Origin of the sequence: uncultured Tateyamaria sp. (assembly GCF_947487805.1) — a bacterium.
Taxonomy (GTDB): domain Bacteria; phylum Pseudomonadota; class Alphaproteobacteria; order Rhodobacterales; family Rhodobacteraceae; genus Tateyamaria.
This window is the reverse complement of record NZ_CANKXW010000002.1, coordinates 453,134-473,533: the sequence shown is the minus strand read 5'-3', so window position 1 is coordinate 473,533 and position 20,400 is coordinate 453,134. Positions and strand designations below refer to the sequence as shown.

The window sequence follows — 20,400 nt, the reverse complement described above, 5'->3', positions numbered from 1 at the left end:
CAGACGACACGACATCCCGAGGGGGCGTGGCGGTTTGCTGCGCCCCTTTTTTGTGATGACCGGATGACTGACAAGAGCCTCGAAAGTGGGTTAGGATATTCAGGTGCAGGTTTAATAGTGGCGGTCGCATGACCTTGTTGAAATCCATATTGGAGGCTTCGGCCAAGTCCGGGCGGCAGGGATTCATCCGCAACATGCCGCGCCACTGCGCGGTGTTCATGCCGCGCTCGTCCAAGCTCATGGTTACCTTCGATCACTTCGGTTCGGTCAACTCCGAACCGCCGCGGATGCCGTGGGGACATCAACTGGCCCAAGAGATGGGCTGGTCCCACTTGGGCAATATGACCAAGCAAAACGACTGGTTCCGGCACAGGGACATGTTCGCGCTCTATCGCGAGCTGCGCCAGACGGGTTTCTTTGCGGATTTCGAAGAGGTCGTATTTTACGGCGCGTCCATGGGCGGTTACGCGGCCTGCGCCTTTTCCATCGTGCATCCCGGTGCGCGCGTTGTCGCGATTTCGCCACAGACGACCTTGCGCCAATCACTGGTCCCGTTCGAGACGCGGTTTCCCGGTGGGCGCAAACTGGGCCAGTGGTCGGGCCCGTGGGTCGATGCGGCCCAGACCATTCGGCGCGCGGCAAGCGTCAAGCTGATCTATGACCCGTGGTGGGGTGCGGATGCCGCACATGCCGCACGTATCACGGGCCGCAGGGTCACGCACTACCACACACCCTTCATGCGCCACCGCGTTCCGCAGCATTTCAAGTCCATGGGATTGATGTCGACCGTGGCCAGCCGCGCGATCAAGGGCGGGTTGCACCCGGTCAAGTTCCGCAGGCTCTTGCGCAAACGGCACAGTGATCCGGGCTATGTGCGCAGCTTGCTGGAAATGGCGCAAGCCAAGGGGCATAAGGCACTTGTTGCCCGTGTGTTGGACCGTGCAGACTTGCCTCTCACGGCGCAGGTACGGGCTGCCTTGGCCAAGTGAGCGCGGATTGCATACCATTGCATCCCGTTAACGCATTGAAAATTATCAAAAAAGAGTTTTGATTTGCGCGGGTTTCGGATTATCTCGCCGTAAAGAGCTTTCGGAGCAGTCATGGCACCCATCGAAGACCACCCCCTGCGCTATCAACTGGCGAACGAGCTGCATGCGCGCCCGTTTCCGTCAATGCAGGCTCCGTGCTCGGCCGCTTATGTGGCGTTCAAAAAGGCCGAGATGGCGGCGAACCGGGACCGGAATGCGGATGTTGCCCACCTTATGGCGCTGCTGGACCGGCACGGTGTGCCGCATCCGCAGCCTGGTGCCACGCATTACTATGGGCAGATCGGGCGGCATTGGCTCAAGTGGGAGCAGCACACCGAGTTTGTCACCTACACGATCTTTTCCGAAGGGGTCGAGGATCGGCCCTTTGATCCGCGCGCCTTTGATCCTTTCCCGCAGGACTGGCTCGAGGCGGCACCGGGGCAGCGCGTGACGTCGATCCTGATCCGGGTGGAGGCGCGCAAGGATGACGCAAGGATGCGCGACTGTCTGCAGGACTGGTTCGTCCCCGAAAGCCTTGCCGTCAGTTCCGTGCTGGAAGACGCCGCCATCATGGCAGGAGATTTTCGCATCGATCAAAACGGTCACATGCGGTTTGCCGTGTTTGCGTCCGAAGGCACCGGGCAGCGCCGCATGGGGCGCATCGTACAACGCCTGTGCGAGATCGAGACCTACAAATCCATGTCCATGCTGGGCTTTGCGCGGGTCCGGTCCATGGGTGCACAGCTGGGCGCGCTGGATACGCGGCTGACCGAACTGGTCGAGGTCATGTCCGAAGAGGGATCTAAGGCCGAGGAGACGCTTCAGGCCTTGCTGGCGATTTCGGCCGAGCTGGAGACGCTGTCGGCGCAATCGTCGTTTCGCTTTGGCGCCACATGGGCCTATGAGGCGATCGTGAACGAGCGTATTGCGGCCCTGCGCGAGGATCGGCATGCGGGCGGACAGACGTTTCGCGAGTTCATGGTGCGCCGGTATCAACCCGCAATGCGGACCGTGCGGTCGGCGCAGGACCGGCTGGATGCGATGTCGGCGCGGGGCGTGCGCGCGGCGAACCTGTTGCGCACGCGGGTCGACGTGGAACGGTCGGCGCAGAACCAGGCGCTGCTGGAAAGCATGGACAAAAGGTCAGATCTGCAATTGCGGTTGCAGCGCACGGTAGAAGGGCTGTCCGTGGTGGCCATCAGCTATTATGCGGTGTCGCTGGCGTCCTATCTTCTTTACCCGCTGGAGGCACCTACGGGGCTGTCCAAGGGGGCTCTGACGGCCCTTGTGACGGTGCCGGTTGTCCTGTTGGTCTGGGGCATGATCCGCCGTCTGCGCGCTGAAGTCGAGAAGTAGGGGTGCCGGGTCGGACGCGCTTTGGCTGTGCCAAAGACGCCCCGCCCGCCATCCCGCATTTTTTAGCGGCCGCGGATTCGCGGATCCAGCGCGTCCCTCAAGCCGTCGCCCAGGTAATTCACGCCCAGCACTGTCAGCGAAATCAGGATACCCGGCAGGATCACCCGTTCGGGGTACTGCTCCATTCGCTGCACGCTGTCGGCCAAGAGCTTGCCCCATGTCGGGAAGTCCGACGGAAAGCCCACGCCCAAGAAGCTGAGCGCGCTTTCGGTGATGATCGCTGTGGCCAGGCCGAGAGTGGCCGACACCATGATCGGGGACACGACATTGGGCAGCAAATGACGGCGAATGATCTTGCCCGACGTGGTGCCGATAGAGCGCGCCGCGAGGATAAATTCGCGTTCCTTGAGGGCCAGGATATCGCCGCGCACGATCCGAGCGGTCTGCATCCATGAGGTGAGGCCCACCACCGACACAATCAGGATGAACATGCCGCCTTCGGGGCCGAAATTGGCGCGCAGTGGTTCACGGAACAGGGTCACGGCGACCAGAAGCAGCGGCAGGATTGGCAGTGACAGCACCAGGTCTGTAAAGCGCATGAGCCAGAAATCCGCCTTTTTGAAGTAGCCGGAGACCACCCCCACGGATGTGCCGATCAACAGGGCCAGCACCATTGCGGCCCACCCCACCGCCATGGAGGCACGCCCCCCTGCGATCAGGTTGGCGAGGATGTCCCGCCCAAGGTTGTCGGTGCCTAGTGGCCGGAACCAGCCTGTTTTGGCCGTGCCGTCCCAGAGCGCCACGTAGATCGGGCGCATGTCCTTGTTGCGGATGTCCAGCTTTTGCGGATCGACCTGCCAGATGTAGGGCCCAAGGATCACCGCCAGCGTGATAAAGACCAGGAACCCGCCACCGAACAGGGCCCCCTTGTGGTGCTTGAACTGGTCCCAGACGTCTTTCCACTGGCTGCGTGGCGCCTTTGGCGGTTCCTTGTCCTGCAAGGCGGCATAGGGGTCTGCTGCGGTTTGATCAGTCATAGCGGATCCTCGGGTCGAGCACGCCGTAGAGTACGTCGGCAATGAGGTTGAAGAGCACGATCAGGATCGCGAAGATAAAGGTGAGCGTCATCACCATGGGGATGTCATTGGCAAAAAGCGCGGTGAGCAGCAATTGCCCGATCCCGTTCACCTTGAAGACGTTCTCGGTGATGATCGCACCGCCAAAGATCGACGGCACACCCAGCGCAATAACCGTGATCACCGGGATCATCGAGTTGCGCAGCACGTGGACCATGACCACAACGCCTTCACGCAGGCCCTTGGCGCGCGCGGTGCGCACGTAATCCTGCCCAAGGTTGTCGAGCATGGAAGACCGCATATAGCGGCTGAGCTGTGCGGTGGTCTGCAGGGCCAGAACCATGACCGGCATGATCATCTGCATGAACTGCACTTTGAAGCTCGCCCAGTCGGTGACCACATGGGTGGTGTCGTAGATTGACGGAAACCACCCCAGTTGCACCGAAAAGATCACGATCAGCAGCGGCCCGGTGAAAAACGGCGGGATGGAGAACCCGATCATCGTGATGAAAGTGCCGGTCTGGTCGAACACCGAATACTGCTTGTAGGCGGAGTAAATCCCGATGGGCAGGGCGATCAGAATGCCCACCACATAGGACAGGCCGACCACCCACAGCGTCTGGGGAATACGCTGAACCACGATGTCCATAACGGGACTGCGCGTCTGCCAGGAAATCACGCGCTGCTTGCCTTCGGCAAAAGAGGTGCCGAACCAGTGATCGATCAGCACCTGAGGTTCGATCCAGAAGAACTGCACAATCCATTTCCAGTACTGCACATGGATCGGTTGGCCGAGGCCAAGCGCCTCGCGCATCTTCTCTTTGACTTCGGGCGGAACGGTCAGCGGGACCTGTGCCATGGGATCGCCGGGGGCGAGTTGCAGCAACAGGAAAATAACAAGGCTGATGAACAAAAGCGTCGGGATCGACAGGATCAACCGGCGTATTGTGAAGGTCAGCATAAGGGGCCAGTCCTTTTGCGGAGGTCTTTTTATATCTTGGTCTGAAACCGGGGTAGGGTGGGCAATGCTGCCCACCCCATGGTCAGGATTACTTCACGCGGTACCAGTCGGCCACGTTCCACAATTCACTGTCCCAGACGTTCAGGATGACGCCGCCCAGCGAGTTGGCATGGGCCGACACACGACCACGGTGCACAAGCGGCACGATGGTAAAGCTGTCTTTGGTCAGCATGTTGTTCATCTTGATCGCGATTTCGGCGCGCTTTTCGATTTCGCCGGTCCGGGCCAGCTCGTCGATCAGCTCGTCATAGGCGGGATCGCAGAAACGGTTGATGTTCTCACCCTGCCACTGGCTCGATGGCTTGGGCTCGCCGCCGCAACGGTAGGCCGCCAGATATTGCTGGGGGTCGGTGCCGTTGAAGGTGTTGGCATACATTTCCACGTCCGCATAGAACTTCTGGAACGTGTCGGGCGAACCGGGATCACCGCCAAAGAAGACGGACGCATCGAGGTTGCGCAGCTCGGTTTCAACACCGATTTCGCTCCACCACTGCTTGATCAGCGCCTGGAAGTCCTGACGGACGGCGTTGGTCGAGGTCTGGTACAGGATGCTCAGCTTGACGCCGTCCTTGTCGCGCACACCGTCACCGTCGCTGTCGGTCCAACCGGCTTCGTCCAGCAGGGCCTTGGCGCCGTCGATGTCCTGCGTGGCGCAGTGCTGATCGCCAGAGGCGAACATGGCGGGCGCAGGCACGAGGTCACAGGTGACTTTACCAGCCTTGCCATAGCCGACTTCAACCAGAAGCGGGCGGTCGATGGCCATGGACAGCGCCTTGCGCACGTTGATGTCCGACAGGAACGGGTGCGGCTCGGCCACGGTCGACCGTGTCTCTGGCGGCAGGTCCGCAGACGGATTCGTCAGGTTCATTTCCAGACGTTCCACCAGCGGGCCAAAGCCTGCGATGGCCTTGCCTTTGCCGCCTTCTTCCATGCGCGCAATCACGTCGGGTGCGAGTTGCAGGTTCCAGGCATAGTCAAATTCGCCGGTTTCCAGAACCGCACGGCCCGCAGCCGTCGCATCACCGCCGCCCTTGAAAGTCACCTTGGCAAAGGCAGGCTTGGCCGGGTCACGGTAGTTGGGGTTCGCGGAATACTGGATCACGTCGTTGGGGCGGAAATCGTCCACCACAAACGGGCCGGTGCCGATGGGGTTAAAGTTCGCTTCGGTGCACTCGGGTGCCTTGGCACCAAGGCAGTCGGCAAACTGGGCCGCCTGAATGATGGGCGATTGGCCGCCCACGAACGGGCCATAGGGGTTGGGCTTGGGCTGGTTGAACGTGACCTTGACGGTGCTGTCGTCCAGCGCTTCGACGTTTTCAACGCCGTCAAAGAATGCCGCCTGTGCACAACCGCCTTCGGGGTGCATGCAGTATTCCGCAGTGAATTTCACGTCTGCCGATGTCACCGGGGTGCCATCGGACCACAGCATGCCGTCGGCAATTTTCCATGTGATGGTTGTCAGGTCTTCGCTGACGCCGCCGTTTTCAACAGTGGGGATTTCCGCCGCAAGGAAGGGCACCATGACGCCGACTTCGTTGTAGCGGGCGAGAGGTTCCACCACGAGGCTGGCCGATTCCACATCCTTGGTTCCGCCGGAAAGATACGGGTTCAGGATGGACGGCGCTTGCCAATAAATGATGCTGACCTCGCCGTCGGCTCCACGCTCGGCAAAGGCCGCCGGCGCAAGCGCGGCCGTAGCCACAGCACCCATAAGTAGGGTTTTCATTGTCATGTCATACTCCTTGTTGGACGGCGGGCGCGCCCGCACGTCAGGTAGATGCCGCATTTGCAGCAGCACAATTCAGCGTTGGGAGGTTTGCACTGTTCAAGGTAACCCACGGTTTCCCCGCGATTTTTACACTTGGCCCCCCAAGCACACGCCGATATCGAAACAGACTTTGGCGAAATTGCAAGCGTTGCGTGCGGTCAATCGCGAATTTCGTGCGCTTGGGTTTGACAGTGCCTCGACCTTCGCCCAGTCTTTGACAGGAACGGGTCAAAATGGCTCAAAACCGGGGATGCGCATGCTTGATCACACAGACAGTTCGCCGATTGCCAGCATTCAGGGGCTGAGGGTCGAATTCCAGACCAAGGACGGCCCTGTCGTCGGTGTCGAAGATGTCTCTTTCGAGATTAATGCGGGCGAGACCGTCTGCGTCGTGGGCGAATCCGGATCCGGCAAGTCCGTGTCGTCACTGTCGCTGATGCGGTTGGTCGAATTTGGTGGTGGCCAGATTGCGGGTGGGCGGCTGGTGTTTGATCGCAAGGATGCGGATGCTGTTGATCTCGCGGAAACCGAACAGGACCTGATGCGCACCATTCGCGGCAACGAGATCGGAATGATCTTTCAGGAGCCGATGACGGCGCTTAACCCCGTGTTCACGGTGGGTCGGCAACTGACCGAGGGGCTGCGCCTGCACAAAGGCCTCAGCAAGGGGCAGGCCGAGGAACGCGCGCTCGCCCTATTGCAACAAGTCCGTATCCCCGAGCCTGAACGGCGTCTGCGGCAATACCCGCACGAATTGTCCGGTGGCATGCGGCAACGTGTGGTGATCGCAATGGCCCTCGCGTGCGAGCCGCGCCTGCTGATCGCGGACGAGCCGACGACGGCGCTTGATGTCACGATCCAGGCCGAGATCCTCGCGCTGATGGACCGCCTGAAACGCGAGACCGGCACGGCGGTCATGTTCATCACCCACGACATGGCTGTCGTGGCACAGATGGCGGACCGCGTCGTCGTGATGTTCCGCGGCAACAAGGTCGAAGAGGGGCCCGTCGAACAGATTTTCGAGAACCCCCAGCACCCCTACACCAAGGCGCTGCTGGCCGCGGTGCCCAAACTGGGCGAAATGCGCGGCAAGGCACATCCCGAACCGATGAAGCTGATGGGGCGCAATCAGGACGAAATCAAACCGATCCCGGGCACCGATACACCGCTGCTCAAGGTCAAGGGGCTGACCACGCGATTTCCCGTGCGCGGCGGATTTTTCCGGCGACTCGTGGCCAATGTGCATGCGGTCGAGGACGTGTCGTTCACCATCAACAAGGGCCAGACGCTGAGCCTCGTGGGCGAGAGCGGCTGTGGCAAGTCGTCCGCGGGCCGGTCGATCCTGCGCCTCGTTGAACCGCAGGCGGGCGAGATCCGGCTGGGCGATACCGACATCATGGCGCTTAATGATCGTGATCTGCGCCGGGCGCGGGTCGACATGCAGATGATCTTTCAGGATCCGTTTGCCTCGCTGAACCCGCAGATGCAGCTGGCCGATCAGGTGGCCGAACCGATGCACAACTTTGGCATGTTCAAGGGCGAGGAAGGGCGCAAACGGGTCGAGATGCTGTTTGACCGGGTGGAGCTGCCGCGCAGCTTCATGCGCCGGTACCCACACGAGCTGTCGGGCGGGCAGCGTCAGCGGGTCGCGATTGCACGCGCGCTGGCCCTGAACCCCAAGCTGATCATCGCGGACGAGGCCGTGTCCGCCCTTGACGTGTCGGTACAGGCGCAGGTGTTGAACCTGATGATGGAATTGCAGGCGGAAATGGATCTGTCATTCCTGTTCATCAGCCACGACATGGCCGTCGTCGAACGGGTCAGCCACCATGTTGGCGTCATGTATCTGGGCCGCATTGTCGAAATGGGCCCGCGGGCGCGGCTGTTCGAGAATCCGCAGCATCCCTATACTCAGGCTCTGATGAAAGCCGTGCCGATCGCGGACCCACGCCAGCGCAAGGCCGAGAAGGATTTGAACTTCAAACCGATCCCGTCGCCGATCCACCCGGTCGAATACGAGCCTGCGCCGTCTGAATACGACGAGGTGGAGCCGGGCCATTTTGTCCTGACAACCGACAGCGGGTACTGACATGGCACGCAAGGCCGTTCTGGTCACCGGCGGGGCGCGCGGGATTGGGGCGGCTATTGTCGTTGACCTCGCGGCCGATTGCGATGTGCTGGTGCACTACAACACAACCCGACCGGAACCGCCCGCAGGCGTGGCGACGGTGCAGGGGGATCTGACGGACGCGCATGTGCCTTGCCAGATCGTGTCGGCCTGTTTGGATCGCTATGGTCGGATCGATGCCATCGTGCACAATGCCGGCGACATTTCGACTTCACCGCTCGACGCCTATACGCCTGCGGATTACCGCGCGATGTTCGACGTCAACCTCTTTGCCGCACAGGGGTTGCTGGCCGCGGCACAGCCGCATTTGCAGCGCGGAGCGGCCATGGTCAGCATCTCCTCCGTGAACGCTGTCCTGCCGCCTATGGGGGCCGCGATGTATGGTGCAAGCAAGGCTGCGCTGGATCTGTGGACGCGTGGCGCCGCAAAGGAGCTGGGGCCGCGGGGCATTCGCATCAACGCAGTCGCTCCGGGCGCCATCGATGTGCCGGATGCGGGCCGCGATGAGGTGTTGAAACAGGCCTTCGTCGATATGACCGCACTCGGCCGTATGGGCCAGCCCGAAGACATTGCGCAGGCCGTGCGATTTTTGCTGAGCGATGCTGCGTCCTTTGTGACCGGCGAGGTTTTGACCGTTTCCGGAGGATACCGATTGTGACTGTGCGCCTGACGCCGCTCGAGCTTATGACCAAGCTGATCAGCTTTCCGACCGTGAGCCGGGACAGCAACCTGCCGCTTGTTGATTGGGTCGAGGACTATCTCGCCGGGCACGGGATCACGTCGCACAGGTATTATCATCCCGAACAGCCCAAGGCTGCGCTCTTTGCCCATGTGGGACCCGAGGTCGAGGGCGCGGTGGTTTTGTCGGGACACACGGACGTGGTGCCGGTGGATGGTCAACCGTGGGATACGGACCCGTTTGTGGTGACCGAACGGGAGGCCAAGTATTTCGGCCGCGGCACCTGTGACATGAAGGGTTTTGATGCGCTTGCCATCTGGGCGCTGGTCGAGGCGCATCACGCCGGGGTCAGCACGCCCATGCAACTGGCGCTGAGCTTTGACGAGGAGATCGGCTGTCTTGGCGCACCGCCGATGATTGAGGCGATGCAAGGTGTGGTGCCCAAGGGTGGTCCGGTGATCGTGGGCGAGCCTTCGATGATGAAGGCCGTCACGGGCCACAAGGGCGGGCAGGGGTTCGACACCCATGTGGTCGGGTTCGAGGTGCATTCGTCGCTCTTGCCGCAAGGGGTGAGCGCGATCCTCGAAGGGGCGAAGGTCATCGATTTTGCCAATCACCGCAATGCCGAGAATGCGGCGGCCATGCCCTCGGCCCTCGCGGCGATGTTCGATCCGCCCTATACCACGTGGCATGTGGGGCAGGTCCAGGGCGGCACGGCGCACAATATCACGGCGAAGTCCTGCAAATTCTCGATGGATTTCCGGGCCGTGCCGGGGGACGATGTCGTGGCGCTGAAAGAAGCGTATCTGGCCCATGTGGCAGAGGTGGAGCGCGGCATGCAAGCCATCCATCCCGACACCCGCATCGCGATCGACACGCGGTTCAACGTGCCCCCGTTGCAGCCGGAGCCGGACGGTGCGGCAGAGGCGCTGGCGCGGGCCATCACCGGGGACAATGGCACGCATGTGGTCAGTTACGGCACGGAGGCCGGGCAGTTTCAGGCGGCGGGGTACTCTGCCGTGGTATGCGGTCCGGGGGATATCGCGCAGGCGCATCAGCCCAATGAGTTTATTACCGTGGCCCAGTTCGAGGCAGGCCATGCGTTCATGCGTGATCTTGTGGCACGTCTGGTTTAGGTCGGTGGCTGGTCTGTTTTGGCCTGCGGCCAAAAGGCGCCCACCCGCCGACCCTCGCACCCGGTGGGCAACGGTTTCGGAGATGTGATGTGACTTTTCCTATTTCTGACGCGTCGCCGGTGACGTGGCCCGGGCCCCATCCCGTAAGGGCGGACGTGGTTGTGATTGGTGGCGGGGTGATCGGGGTGTGCACCGCGCTCTATCTGGCGCAGGGTGGGCAGCATGTTGTGCTGCTGGAGAAGGGGCGCATTGCGGGCGAGCAGTCGTCGCGCAATTGGGGTTGGATCCGGCAACAGGGGCGCGATCCGGATGAACTGCCCATCATGGCAGAGGCCAACCGGCTTTGGCGGGTGCTTGCCAGTCAGACAAATGTGGATATCGGGCTGACCACGGGTGGTGTGACCTATCTGGCGGTGAAGGCGGCGGAGATGGAGGAGTACGCGGCCTGGTTGCCCCATGCAAAGGCCGCCGGGGTGGATAGTCGGTTGCTGTCGGGGGCGGAAACGGCGGCACTCATTCCCGGCATGTCCCGCAGCTATGCCGGTGCGTTGCACACCCCGAGCGACATGCGCGCCGAGCCCTGGGTGGCGGTGCCTGCGCTGGCCGGGATCGCCGCGCGGGCGGGGGCGGTGATTGTCGAGAATTGTGCTGTGCGGGCGCTGGACATTGCGGCGGGGCGCGTCGCCGGTGTCATCACCGAACAGGGCCGGATTGCTGCACCGGACGTGGTGGTGGCGGGCGGGGCGTGGTCCGGTCTGTTCCTGCGGCGGCACGGCGTTGCCATTCCGCAGCTTTCGGTGCGAGCCACCGTGGCTGCGACCGCGCCTTTGCCTGTGGTGCATCCCGGTGCGGCGACCGATGACCGGATTGCGTTTCGCCCGCGTGCCGATGGCGGGTATTCGCTGGCCGCGGGCGGGTTTCACGAGCTGTTCGTGGGGCCGGATGCGTTTCGGGCCTTGCCGAAATACCTGGCGCAGCTGCGTGCTGACCCGTTCGGCACCCGGTTGCTGCCTGCCGCACCGCGTGGATTTCCCGACGCCTGGGGCACGGCGCGGCGCTGGGGTGCAGAGGAGCAGAGCCCGTTCGAGCGCATGCGGATTTTGAACCCTGCGCCGAACAGGGCCAAGGTCAAGGCGCTGACCCGCGACTTTGCAGCGCTTTTCCCGGAGATCGGCCCGGTTCGTATTGCCTCTGCCTGGGCGGGGATGATTGACACGATGCCGGATGTGGTGCCCGTGGTGGACCGTGTGGCAGACATTCCCGGCCTGACCATCGGCACCGGGATGAGCGGTCACGGATTCGGGATCGGGCCGGGCATGGGAAAGATCCTCGCGGCTCTGGTCACGGGCGACAAAGCGGGCCATGATCTGACCAGGTTCCGATTGAGCCGCTTCAACGATGGCAGCGCGATGCAGATAGGACCCTCTGTGTAACCCGTACCCCCGATGCAGCCCCTCGAAAGGACGCCCGAGATGCCGATCAAGAACCGACTGGCCGAAACCCATGCCGAAATCACCGGCTGGCGGCATCATCTTCATGCCAATCCCGAACTTGGGTTTGAAGAGCACGAGACCGCCGCCTTTGTCGCGACCAAGCTGCGCGAGATCGGCGTGGACGAGATCGAGACCGGGGTGGCACAGACCGGCATTGTCGCGGTCATCCGCGGGCGCACGGACACCAAGGGACGTGTAGTGGGCCTGCGGGCGGATATGGATGCCTTGCCCATTCTCGAGGCGTCGGGTGTTGCATTCACCTCCACATCACCCGGCGTCATGCACGCCTGCGGCCATGACGGGCACACGTCGATCCTGCTGGGAGCCGCGCAATACCTGGCGGAGACGCGCAATTTTGACGGCACGGTCGTGCTGCTGTTCCAGCCGGCCGAAGAAGGCGGTGGCGGCGGCCGCGAGATGGTCAATGAAGGCGTGATGGACAAATGGGGCGTGCAGGAGGTCTACGGGTTGCATAACATGCCCGGCCTGCCCACGGGACAGTTCGCGATCCGCACCGGGCCTCTCTTGGCCTCGGCGGATGAGTTCGAGGTGCACGTGACGGGCAAGGGCGGCCATGCCGCAGCCCCGCACGAGGCGCTCGATCCCAACGTGACGGCGGCGCATATCATCCTCGGCTTGCAAAGCATCACCAGCCGCAATGTCGATCCGCTGCACGCTGCGGTGGTCTCGGTCTGTGCTCTGCATTCGGACGTGGACACACATAATGTCATCCCGCAGGTGACACGCATGACGGGCACGGTGCGGGCACTGGACGGGGCGGTCCGCGACATGATGGAGGCGCGGGTCAAGAAGATCGCCCAAGCCACTGCCGATGCCTATGGATGCGTGGCCGAGGTAACCTATACCCGCGGCTATCCCGTGACGGTAAACCACCCGGATGAAACCGAATATGCCGCCGCCGCCGCGCGCGCCGTCGCGGGCGACGTGATCACCGACACGCCGCCCATCATGGCGGCCGAGGATTTCTCCTATATGCTCGAGGCGCGGCCCGGCGCCTACATCATGCTGGGCAATGGCGACAATGGCATGCTGCACCACCCGGCTTACCGGTTTGACGATGACGCGATCCCCGCCGGGTGCAGCTGGTTCGTCGAACTGGTCGAACAACGCATGCCCGCGCAATAAACACCCCAAGAAGGACCTCGACAGATGCCGATAAAGAACCGTTTCGCAGACCTGCATGCTGATATCACCGCATGGCGTCGCGACATCCACCAACACCCCGAAATTCTGTTCGAAACCCATCGTACCAGTGCGCTGGTGGCGGAAAAACTGCGCGATTTCGGCTGCGAGGAAGTGGTCGAGGGCATCGGGCGCACGGGCGTCGTCGGGGTGATCAAAGGCAAGAGCGACACAAGCGGCAAGGTCATCGGGCTACGCGCGGACATGGACGCGCTGCCGATCCATGAACAGACGGGCGTGGACTATGCCTCGCAAACCCCCAACGCCATGCACGCCTGCGGCCATGACGGCCACACCGCGATGTTGCTGGGGGCCGCGCAATACCTGGCAGAGACACGCAATTTCGACGGAACGGTCGTGGTGATCTTTCAACCCGCCGAAGAGGGCGGCGGCGGTGGGCGCGAGATGTGCAATGACGGCATGATGGACCGCTGGGGCATTCAGGAAGTTTATGGCATGCATAACTGGCCCGGCCGGCCCGTCGGTGAATTCGCAATCCGGCCGGGGCCGTTCTTTGCCGCGACTGACCTGCTGGAGATCGAATTCGAGGGGCTGGGCGGGCACGCGGCCAAACCTCAGGAGACGATCGACACCACCCTGATGGCGTCCCATGCCGTGACTGCACTGCAATCCATCGTCAGCCGGAATGCTGATCCCATCGACCGCATCGTGGTGTCGATCACCTCCTTTGAAACCTCCTCCAAGGCGTTCAACGTGATCCCGCAAAAGGTGCAGATCATGGGCACCGTCCGCACCATGACCGCAGAGATGCGCGATCTGGCGGAAAAACGCGTGGTCGAGATCTGCGAAGGCATTGCCACGACCTTTGGCGGGGTGGCGCGGGTCGATTACCAGCGCAACTATCCGGTCATGGTCAACCACGACGAACAGACAGCCTTTGCCGCCGATGTTGCGCGGTCTGTGTCGGGCCAGTGTGACGAGGCACCGCTGGTCATGGGGGGCGAGGATTTCGCATTCATGCTCGAAGAACGGCCCGGCGCATACATCCTCGTGGGCAATGGCGACACCGCAATGGTGCACCACCCCGAATACAACTTCAACGACGACGCGATTCCCGCGGGATGCTCGTGGTGGGCCGAGATCGTGGAACAGCGGATGCCTGCGGCGTCCTGAGCGGCGCGCGCGTCAGCCCTTGGCCAGCAGGTTGCGGTAGATCGCCATGATCGCCTCGGCCTCCTGCGACAGCTGGAACCGGTCGACCATGTGGCGGCGGGCATTTGCCGACCATGCGGCCAATTGTGCCGGGTCGGACAGCAACGCATTCGCCGCCGCCACCATCTGGTCCACATCGCCCGCGTCGATCAGTGTGCCGGTTTCACCATCCACGATCAGTTCTTCAAAGGCACCGACGCGTGTTGCAATGGCTGGCGCGCCGCAGGCCATCGCCTCCAACGGCGTCAGGCCGAACCCTTCCCAGCGTTGCGGCGCGATATAGATGTCGAGCGCCTGATAGAATTCCGGCGTCTTCCACACCGGCACTTCGGGCAGAAACAGGATACGGTCGGCCATACCGGCGGCGGTGACGCGGGCGCGCAGATCCTCCAGAAACGCCTGATCCTTGTCTACCGCGCGGCCCATCACGATGCCCGCCGCATCGCCGTGGGATTGCAGCACCGAGATCATCGCGTCGACAAAGACGTCCGTGCCCTTTTGTGCCCGGATGCGCCCGAAACACCCCAAGAGCGGACCGGGCGGCAGGCCCAAGGCGCGCTTGAGTGCGGCCTTGTCCGGGGTCGGGGCGAAGGTGTCCGTGTCGATACCGTGGTGGATGACCGTGGCGGGCCGCTCCAGATAGGCGGCCGTCTTGGCCGAGGTGGCAATCACCGCGTCCATGCGGGCAATCAACGCCTTGGTCAGGCCCGTGTGCGCCCGCTGGCTGGCGGAGGTAAACAGCAGCTTGAGCCGCTTGCCCAAGAGCCGTTTCAGTGCCAGCCCCGCGATCATCTCGACATTGCGGCGCGCGTGCCAGACGCGCGCGCCCCTTGGCCCCGCCCGCGACATGCGCAACAGGGCGGGCCACGCCACATTGGGCACATGCTCGGGCATCTCCGGCGCGCAGGCGGTGATGGCCATTTGCTCCGCTTGCAACGGCACCAGCCGGATCACGGTCGAGGTCACCCCCGACAGGCGGCGTTTGAAATTCGGCGCAATCACGTCGATATCCGCCAGATCAACCATGCCGGTTCTCCGCGTGCTCTTGCGCCAAATCCGCGATGTCGGCGACCAGACGGTCAAGGGCCGCATCGCCCTTGTCGACCAGTGGGCGCGCATTGGCCGCCAGCTGCGCGGCCCGGCTTGGATGGGTCAGGAGCATATCCAAAGTCTGTGACATAGCAGCGGCATCCTCGATCTGAACACTCGCATCCGCCGCCTGAAAAGCGGCATAGCTTTCGGCAAAATTGGCATAGTGCGGCCCGTGCAGGATCGCACAATGCGCCGCCGCAGGTTCAAACGGCGTATGCCCGCCCACATCCGACAACGATCCGCCCAGAAAGACCACCGGGCTCAGCGCATACCACAGATCCGTCTCGCCCATCGTATCGGCCAGATAGACCTGCGACCCGTCCGCCAGACTGTTCCCGGTGCTGCGCCGGGACACCGACAGACCCGCGGCCTTGATCAGCGACAGGATACCGGGCGCGCGGTCCGGATGGCGCGGCACAAGCACAAGGCACAGACCGGGATGTTGCGCCAGCACCGCCTTGTGCGCGGCCAGAACGACCTCTTCCTCGCCCGGATGGGTCGAGGCCGCGACCCAAATCGGCCGGTTCGACAAACCGGAACGCGCCGCCTCTAGCTCGGTCCGCGGAACAGACACAGGCCCGATGATGGATTTGAGGTTCACCCCGCGCGTCGCCGCACCCACGCCCATGTCGCGCAGGTGATCGCGGCTGCGCTGGTCCTGACAATGTGCCATGCGGATCCCCCGCAGCACATAGGCCGCCGTGCCCGGAAACCGTTTCCAACCTTGCGCGCTCTTGTCCGACAGGCGCGCATTGAGCAGCGCCACGGGGATCTCGCGCCGTGCGCATTGGTCGAGCAGGTTCGGCCACAGCTCGGATTCCACCAGCACGCAGGCATCGGGCCGCCAGTGTTTCAGGAACCGATCCAGCGGGCCGCGCCCGTCCAGCGGCCCGAACTGGTGCACCGCACCGGTAGGCAAACGCGGGCCCACGGCCTCGGCGGATGTTGCCGTGCCCGAGGTCAGCAGCAGCTGGATGTCGGGATAATCCCGTGCCATCCGCGCCATCACGGGCAGGACGGACTTGGCCTCGCCCACACTTGCGCCATGGCACCAGACCAACGGGCCATAGGACCGCCGCGCAGTGGCATGGCCCAGCCGCTCATGCGCCCGGTCAATGCTGACGCCTGCCCGGCGCAACTTGTTCACGACTTGGCGCGCGGCAAAGGGCAGGGCAAGTGCTGCCAACGCGCGGTAAAGGTGGAACAGCGCCGTGGGCCGCACCGGCTCAACCGCCTGTATGGCTCATGTGGCGCGGCATCTGACCGTCCAGCCGCTGGCGGGAATAGTCGAAATCATGGCCTTTGGGTTTGAGCGTGATGGCCGCACGTATCGCATCTTCGAGCGGTTGGTTGTCCGTGGGATGCGCCCGCAACGGCGCGCGCAGATCCGCCATGTCCTCTTGGCCCAGACACATATAGATCTCACCGGTGCACGTGATCCGCACCCTGTTGCAGCTCTCGCAGAAATTATGGCTGAGCGGCGTGATGAAGCCGATCTTCTGCCCGGTCTCCTCCAGCCGGACATAGCGCGCAGGCCCGCCCGTGCGTTCGGCCAGATCGGTGACTGTATAGCTTTCGGCATAGCGGGCGCGGACATCCTTGAGCGACCAGTATTGACCCAGTCGGTCTTCGTTGCCGATATCGCCCATGGGCATCACTTCGATCCAGGTCAGGTCCATGTCCCGTTCGGCGCACCACGCGGTGATGGTCTCCAGCTCGTCCTCGTTGAACCCCTTGAGCGCCACAGCATTGATCTTGACCCGCAGCCCGGCAGCCAGTGCGGCATCCACACCGCGCAGCACCTGGGGCAGGCGGCCCCAGCGGGTAATATCCGCGAACTTGGTCTCATCCAAAGTGTCCAGCGACACATTCACTCGCCGCACCCCAGCGGCATAGAGGTCGGTGGCAAAGCGTTCGAGCTGGCTGCCATTGGTGGTCAGCGTCAGCTCCTTCAGCGTGCCCGCCTCCAGATGCCGACCCATGCTGTTGAAAAATGTCATGATGTCCCGCCGCACCAGCGGTTCACCGCCCGTGATCCGCAGCTTTTCCACGCCCAGACCCACAAAGGTCGAACACATGCGGTCCAGTTCCTCGAGGGTCAGCAATTCCTTCTTCGGCAGGAACGTCATGTTCTCGGACATGCAATACACGCAGCGAAAATCGCAGCGGTCGGTCACCGACACGCGAAGATAGGTGATGGCACGTTGAAACGGATCAATCAGGGGCGCTGTCATAGCCCAAAGTGGTAGGGTGGCTGGCCGGTGGCCGCAAGGGGCATTGCGCGCCAAATTGCCCCCGCTATGCTGTGCGGCATGAGACTGCTTTTGATCTGTGTACTGAGTGTGGCCGGGTGTGGCCTGATGGAACCGCGCGCAACCGCGCCAGAGACCGCAGCGGCGCCGCCCGATTTCTCGACAGGCACGCCCACCCGTCCGCAGGCCCGCCCGGCGGATGCAGCCCCCGGCATCGCCGATCCGACCCCGCCACCGGACGAGGTGTCTGTGGGCACGCTGGGCCGCACCATCGCCTCTCTTGGCAATGCCGCCGAGCCGGGCCTGTGGCTTAAAACGCCGCTGGTGACGTCCGAACGGGCAGGGCAGGTATACTATCCCGACACGGGCAAGACGGTCGCGGTGACCCTGATCCCCATCGATGCGCCGCGCACCGCAGGCAGCCGCCTGTCGTTGGCGGCGATGCAGGCCCTTGGCGCGCCCCTGACCGGTCTGCCCGAGGTTGACGTGCTCGCAGGTTAATCGGCGAGGTACTTTGCCGCCTCGCGCGCGGCAAAGGGTTTCATGCCCGCGCCATGCGCGTCCAGAAACGCCCGCGCGCGCGGCACATCGTGCTTGCCCAGCTCGCGCACCCACCACGCGACAGCTTTCTGTATGAACCACTGGTGATCCGACACATATCCCGCGGCCCAGCCCAGCACCCGTTCGCGCGCGGCGATCTCGTGGTCCTTTGGGAAATTCTGTTTGGTCCAGGGCAGGGTGATGACGAGGGCCGCGCGCCGGGTCCACAGATGGTCCGACCGGGTCCACGCCTCGACCTCGTCCAGACGTGCGGGATCAGCCACCAGCCGTTTCTGCCCGGCCATGCAGGCGTGATCGGCGATGGCCCAACTGTCGAAATCGGGCACCCAACCGGCGATCAGGCGCCAGGCCGCATCGTCGGGACGGATGCGCGCCTGCGTCAGCAGCTTGGCAGCCGCCAGCCGCGCCTCGTACACATCCGTGCGCCACAGCCCGTCCGCCATTGCCACGCGCTCGGGCACATCCAGCGTCTGCCGCCAACCCTTGGTCAAGTCGTTCAGAACAGGATTGGGCACACCCAGATGGGTGCGCTTGGACTTGTGATAGGCCCGCGCCCCGGCAGCGCGCTCCGCATCGCCGTGTGCCGCAATCTCGGCAAGGGCGGCTTCGGGCGTCACTCGACCGTGACCGACTTGGCGAGGTTACGCGGCTGGTCCACATCCGTGCCCTTGGCCACCGCGGTGTGATAGGCCAGCAGCTGCGCAGGTACCGCATAGAGAATGGGGGCCACCAGATCGGAACAGCTGGGCATCTTGATCTGCGACCACACCTCCTCTCCGGCCGCTTCCAGACCGGCCGCATCCGAGATCAGCACCACCTTGCCCTTGCGCGCCATCACTTCCTGCATGTTTGACACGGTCTTGTCGAACAGCGGGTCGCGCGGGGCCATCACGACCACAGGCACATGTTTGTCGATGAGGGCGATGGGGCCATGCTTGAGTTCACCTGACGCATAAGCTTCGGCGTGTATATAGCTGATTTCTTTCAGTTTTAGAGCGCCTTCTAGTGCCAAGGGATACATCACCCCGCGGCCCAGGAACAGGATGTCGCGGGCCTCTGCCAGCTTGCGTGCAGTCGACTGCATCTTATCGCTTTGCTCAATCCCGAGGTTGATCAGCGCAGGCAATCCACGCACCGCAGAGATGTGATCCGCATAGGCCTCATCTGTCAGCGTGCCGCGCGCATGGGCGGCCTGCAACACCAGCAGCAAGAGCACCGTCAACTGGCAAGTAAACGCCTTGGTCGACGCCACGCCGACCTCGACACCGGCATGGATCGGCAGCGCCAGATCGCTCTCGCGGGCAATCGAGCTTTCGGGGACATTGATCACCGACACGATCTTGTCCGCCTTGCCCTCGCAATAGCGCAGCGCGGCCAGCGTGTCGGCCGTTTCACCCGATTGGCTGACGAACAGGGCCAGCGTCCCGGGCGACACAGGTGGTTCGCGGTACCGGAATTCAGACGCCACATCGACTTCGACGGGCAGGCGGGCGATCTGTTCGAACCAGTATTTCGCGGTCAGGCAAGCATAATAGGCCGTGCCACAAGCCACCATTGTCAGCCGGTCGATCTTGGAGAAGTCAATCCCTGCACCGGGCAGGGAGATGGACCCGTCCGCGCCCAGGTAATTGGCCAGCGTATTACCCAGCACGACGGGCTGTTCGGCAATCTCCTTGGCCATGAAGTGTTTGTGCCCGGCCTTGTCGACGCGCGCGGCGTCGATCTGGATCTGGCGCATGGCGCGGTTGGCAAGGGTGCCGTTTGCATCGCGGATCTCGACGCCCGCGCGTGTGACAATCGCGCGGTCGCCTTCCTCCAGGTATGTGATCCGATCGGTGAGCGGCGCCAGCGCGATCGCATCCGACCCGACAAACATCTCGCCATCCCCATGGCCGATGGCCAGCGGTGATCCTTTGCGCGCAGCAACGATCAGGTCATCCTCACCATCGAACAGGAACGCCAGTGCGAACGCGCCGTCCAACCGGTCGAGCGTCTTGAACGCCGCCTCGGCGGGCGCCAGCCCCTGATCCATGTAAAGTTGCGTCAACAGCGCGACGGTCTCCGTGTCCGTCTCGGTCTGAAACGCGAGCCCTGCGGCCTTCACCTCGGCCCGCAATTCGCGAAAATTCTCGATGATGCCGTTGTGCACAACCGCCACGGGCCCGGCGCGGTGGGGATGGGCGTTGCCCTCGGTCGGCGCGCCATGGGTGGCCCAGCGGGTGTGCCCGATGCCTGCCTTTCCCGCCAGCGGCTCATGTACCAGACGGTCGCTCAAATTGGCCAGCTTGCCGACCGCACGCCGCCTGCCCAATGTGCCGCCGTTTACCGTTGCGATGCCCGCACTGTCATAGCCGCGATATTCCAGCCGTTTCAGGGCTTCGACAAGGATGGGCGCAACTTCATGGTTGCCCAAGACCCCAACAATTCCACACAT

The 20,400-nt window shown here is 63.2% G+C and carries 17 protein-coding genes; 9 read left to right on the top strand and 8 right to left on the bottom strand.

Annotated features, from left to right (window positions below):
• The first annotated feature begins 128 nt into the window (after nt 1–128).
• Together Q0949_RS07915 and Q0949_RS07910 are read left to right on the top strand one after the other, a co-directional pair.
• Nucleotides 129–989, top strand: coding sequence for a hypothetical protein (locus Q0949_RS07915; protein ID WP_299370299.1), 861 nt, complete (start codon nt 129–131; stop codon nt 987–989).
• Between the two features lie 111 nt (nt 990–1,100).
• Nucleotides 1,101–2,384 (top strand): DUF3422 domain-containing protein, encoded by a 1,284-nt coding sequence (locus Q0949_RS07910; RefSeq protein WP_299370297.1) that lies wholly within the window; start codon nt 1,101–1,103, stop codon nt 2,382–2,384.
• Nucleotides 2,385–2,446: 62 nt separating this feature from the next.
• Here Q0949_RS07910 and Q0949_RS07905 read toward each other — a convergent pair whose 3' ends face one another.
• From Q0949_RS07905 to Q0949_RS07895, 3 genes are all read right to left on the bottom strand, one after another.
• A complete protein-coding gene (locus tag Q0949_RS07905) occupies nt 2,447–3,421 on the bottom strand; it encodes an ABC transporter permease (protein ID WP_299370295.1) in 975 nt (324 codons plus the stop codon).
• A complete protein-coding gene (locus tag Q0949_RS07900; protein ID WP_299370293.1) occupies nt 3,414–4,421 on the bottom strand; it encodes an ABC transporter permease in 1,008 nt (335 codons plus the stop codon). Before Q0949_RS07900 ends, Q0949_RS07905 begins: the two co-directional genes overlap by 8 nt.
• A gap of 88 nt (nt 4,422–4,509) precedes the next feature.
• Nucleotides 4,510–6,213, bottom strand: a complete 1,704-nt coding sequence (locus tag Q0949_RS07895) for a peptide ABC transporter substrate-binding protein (protein WP_299370291.1) — start codon at nt 6,211–6,213, stop codon at nt 4,510–4,512.
• Between the two features lie 292 nt (nt 6,214–6,505).
• Between Q0949_RS07895 and Q0949_RS07890 the strand changes: the two genes are divergently transcribed.
• From Q0949_RS07890 to Q0949_RS07865, 6 genes are all read left to right on the top strand, one after another.
• Nucleotides 6,506–8,338 carry an ABC transporter ATP-binding protein gene (locus Q0949_RS07890; protein ID WP_299370289.1) on the top strand — a complete coding sequence of 611 codons (1,833 nt, stop codon included), beginning with the start codon at nt 6,506–6,508 and terminating at the stop codon, nt 8,336–8,338.
• Nucleotide 8,339: 1 nt separating this feature from the next.
• Entirely contained in the window at nt 8,340–9,035 is a 696-nt protein-coding gene (locus Q0949_RS07885) for an SDR family NAD(P)-dependent oxidoreductase (protein WP_299370287.1), read from the top strand.
• On the top strand, nt 9,032–10,192 hold the full coding sequence (argE, locus tag Q0949_RS07880) for an acetylornithine deacetylase (RefSeq protein ID WP_299370285.1): 1,161 nt from the start codon (nt 9,032–9,034) through the stop codon (nt 10,190–10,192). The genes Q0949_RS07885 and argE overlap by 4 nt, the downstream gene beginning before the upstream one ends.
• Before the next feature lie 89 nt (nt 10,193–10,281).
• Nucleotides 10,282–11,625, top strand: a complete 1,344-nt coding sequence (locus Q0949_RS07875; RefSeq protein WP_299370283.1) for an FAD-binding oxidoreductase — start codon at nt 10,282–10,284, stop codon at nt 11,623–11,625.
• Nucleotides 11,626–11,664: 39 nt separating this feature from the next.
• Nucleotides 11,665–12,831 carry a M20 aminoacylase family protein gene (locus Q0949_RS07870; RefSeq protein WP_299370281.1) on the top strand — a complete coding sequence of 389 codons (1,167 nt, stop codon included), beginning with the start codon at nt 11,665–11,667 and terminating at the stop codon, nt 12,829–12,831.
• Nucleotides 12,832–12,855: 24 nt separating this feature from the next.
• Nucleotides 12,856–14,022 (top strand): M20 aminoacylase family protein, encoded by a 1,167-nt coding sequence (locus tag Q0949_RS07865; RefSeq protein ID WP_299370279.1) that lies wholly within the window; start codon nt 12,856–12,858, stop codon nt 14,020–14,022.
• A 12-nt stretch (nt 14,023–14,034) separates the two neighbouring features.
• Here the strand turns inward: Q0949_RS07865 and Q0949_RS07860 are convergent, their stop codons facing one another.
• Genes Q0949_RS07860 through moaA form a run of 3 tightly spaced genes read right to left on the bottom strand, consistent with a single transcriptional unit; the run spans nt 14,035 to nt 17,387 of the window.
• Nucleotides 14,035–15,087, bottom strand: a complete 1,053-nt coding sequence (locus Q0949_RS07860; RefSeq protein ID WP_299370277.1) for a glycosyltransferase family 4 protein — start codon at nt 15,085–15,087, stop codon at nt 14,035–14,037.
• On the bottom strand, nt 15,080–16,375 hold the full coding sequence (locus Q0949_RS07855; protein WP_299370275.1) for a 3-deoxy-D-manno-octulosonic acid transferase: 1,296 nt from the start codon (nt 16,373–16,375) through the stop codon (nt 15,080–15,082). The genes Q0949_RS07860 and Q0949_RS07855 overlap by 8 nt, the downstream gene beginning before the upstream one ends.
• 4 nt (nt 16,376–16,379) lie before the next feature.
• Nucleotides 16,380–17,387, bottom strand: coding sequence for a GTP 3',8-cyclase MoaA (gene moaA, locus Q0949_RS07850; RefSeq protein WP_299370273.1), 1,008 nt, complete (start codon nt 17,385–17,387; stop codon nt 16,380–16,382).
• Between the two features lie 78 nt (nt 17,388–17,465).
• Between moaA and Q0949_RS07845 the strand changes: the two genes are divergently transcribed.
• The gene (locus Q0949_RS07845) at nt 17,466–17,906 is read left to right on the top strand and encodes a hypothetical protein (protein ID WP_299370271.1); all 441 of its coding nucleotides are present in this window, start codon (nt 17,466–17,468) and stop codon (nt 17,904–17,906) included.
• Here Q0949_RS07845 and Q0949_RS07840 read toward each other — a convergent pair.
• Together Q0949_RS07840 and glmS are read right to left on the bottom strand one after the other, a co-directional pair.
• Entirely contained in the window at nt 17,903–18,583 is a 681-nt protein-coding gene (locus Q0949_RS07840) for a DNA alkylation repair protein (protein WP_299370269.1), read from the bottom strand. The genes Q0949_RS07845 and Q0949_RS07840 overlap by 4 nt on opposite strands.
• Nucleotides 18,580–20,400 carry a glutamine--fructose-6-phosphate transaminase (isomerizing) gene (glmS, locus tag Q0949_RS07835; protein ID WP_299370267.1) on the bottom strand — a complete coding sequence of 607 codons (1,821 nt, stop codon included), beginning with the start codon at nt 20,398–20,400 and terminating at the stop codon, nt 18,580–18,582. Before glmS ends, Q0949_RS07840 begins: the two co-directional genes overlap by 4 nt.

Excerpts from the sequence above, each read along its gene's own strand:
- Q0949_RS07895 (WP_299370291.1), bottom strand. The coding sequence starts at position 6,213 with ATGACAATGAAAACCCTACTTATGGGTGCTGTGGCTACGGCCGCGCTT.
- Q0949_RS07885 (WP_299370287.1), top strand. The coding sequence starts at position 8,340 with ATGGCACGCAAGGCCGTTCTGGTCACCGGCGGGGCGCGCGGGATTGGG.
- Q0949_RS07890 (WP_299370289.1), top strand. The coding sequence starts at position 6,506 with ATGCTTGATCACACAGACAGTTCGCCGATTGCCAGCATTCAGGGGCTG.
- moaA (WP_299370273.1), bottom strand. The coding sequence starts at position 17,387 with ATGACAGCGCCCCTGATTGATCCGTTTCAACGTGCCATCACCTATCTT.
- Q0949_RS07865 (WP_299370279.1), top strand. The coding sequence starts at position 12,856 with ATGCCGATAAAGAACCGTTTCGCAGACCTGCATGCTGATATCACCGCA.
- Q0949_RS07845 (WP_299370271.1), top strand. The coding sequence starts at position 17,466 with ATGAGACTGCTTTTGATCTGTGTACTGAGTGTGGCCGGGTGTGGCCTG.
- Q0949_RS07910 (WP_299370297.1), top strand. The coding sequence starts at position 1,101 with ATGGCACCCATCGAAGACCACCCCCTGCGCTATCAACTGGCGAACGAG.
- Q0949_RS07870 (WP_299370281.1), top strand. The coding sequence starts at position 11,665 with ATGCCGATCAAGAACCGACTGGCCGAAACCCATGCCGAAATCACCGGC.
- Q0949_RS07900 (WP_299370293.1), bottom strand. The coding sequence starts at position 4,421 with ATGCTGACCTTCACAATACGCCGGTTGATCCTGTCGATCCCGACGCTT.
- Q0949_RS07915 (WP_299370299.1), top strand. The coding sequence starts at position 129 with ATGACCTTGTTGAAATCCATATTGGAGGCTTCGGCCAAGTCCGGGCGG.
- Q0949_RS07860 (WP_299370277.1), bottom strand. The coding sequence starts at position 15,087 with ATGGTTGATCTGGCGGATATCGACGTGATTGCGCCGAATTTCAAACGC.
- Q0949_RS07905 (WP_299370295.1), bottom strand. The coding sequence starts at position 3,421 with ATGACTGATCAAACCGCAGCAGACCCCTATGCCGCCTTGCAGGACAAG.
- glmS (WP_299370267.1), bottom strand. The coding sequence starts at position 20,400 with ATGTGTGGAATTGTTGGGGTCTTGGGCAACCATGAAGTTGCGCCCATC.